This window comes from Candidatus Rhabdochlamydia sp. W815, from assembly GCF_018642185.1.
In the GTDB taxonomy this organism is placed as follows: Bacteria; Chlamydiota; Chlamydiia; order Chlamydiales; family Rhabdochlamydiaceae; genus Rhabdochlamydia; species Rhabdochlamydia oedothoracis.
Genome location: NZ_JAAVTY010000202.1, coordinates 1 through 884 on the forward strand (window position 1 = coordinate 1; position 884 = coordinate 884).

General features: G+C 33.7%; 2 protein-coding genes and 1 pseudogene. 2 read left to right on the top strand and 1 reads right to left on the bottom strand.

Features of this window, described 5'->3' with window-relative positions; genetic code table 11:
- On the top strand, positions 1-257 hold a 257-nt coding region (locus RHOW815_RS08315), incomplete at its 5' end, for a transposase family protein (RefSeq protein WP_305825898.1).
- On the opposite strand, the gene RHOW815_RS09240 is transcribed toward RHOW815_RS08315, so the two are convergent.
- Entirely contained in the window at positions 217-453 is a 237-nt protein-coding gene (locus tag RHOW815_RS09240; protein WP_434062175.1) for a hypothetical protein, read from the bottom strand. The two genes, RHOW815_RS08315 and RHOW815_RS09240, sit on opposite strands and share 41 nt — an antisense overlap.
- Positions 454-785: 332 nt before the next feature.
- On the opposite strand from RHOW815_RS09240, the pseudogene RHOW815_RS08780 reads away from it, so the two are divergent.
- Positions 786-884, top strand: a pseudogene (locus RHOW815_RS08780) (IS5/IS1182 family transposase); the annotation flags it as partial.

Below are 884 nucleotides of genomic sequence, written 5' to 3' on the forward strand. Positions count from 1 at the left end.
CAGATGGAGGGTATCTAGGACTTAAAAAGCTTCATGCTAAAACCCAAATGCCTAAAAGAAGAAGCAAGAAAAATCCTTTAACAAAACAAGACAAAAAAAATAATCAATTCCTTTCCAAAGAACGTGTAATTAATGAAAATGCTATTGGTCTGCTTAAGCGATTCAAAATTTTAGCTGATCGTTATAGAAATAGACGAAAAAGGTTTGGTCTTTGCTTCAATCTAATTGCGGGCATTTATAATCTGGAGCTATGTTAATGGGTTTTGAAAGAGGTCTAGTGTCAACTTGGTATAATGTATCTAGCATTTTCATTTGTGCTAGATGCTTTGCATCCTGAAAGGTTTGCCATGGTGTCTTCCCATAACAATATTTCACAGAATGGACTCGCTCTTCATTGTACTCTTTTAGCCATTTATCCACATCCATTTGCAGTTCTTCTAGACTATGATACACTTTTTGCCTAAATAGTGATCTTGAGCTGCTTTTGCTTCTAACGCCTTTAGTCTCTTCTTAGATCCTGTTTAAAATCTTTTCAAAAGTAGAGCAATAAAAGCGAGAACCATCATATTCAGGTCGTGGACGTGTTTTTTTGCGTGTAGACTCAAGTATACTCGTTTGCATTTAAATTAAGAGTTTGAATGTATAAACATTTTTATACAAAAAATAACATCTCCTTGCAAGATAGAGCAGTTTTTTCAAAAAAACCTATTTATGCAATTCTTAATTTGAAATCAAACTAGTATATAGTAGTAATGATAGTTTTCATAAAACCTTTGGAGGTAGTTATGACCCGCTCTTATCCAAGCGATATTTCTCGTAAACAATTTAGCAAAATCCATCTAATACTTGAGTCTACACGCAAAAAAACACGTCCACGAAGAGTT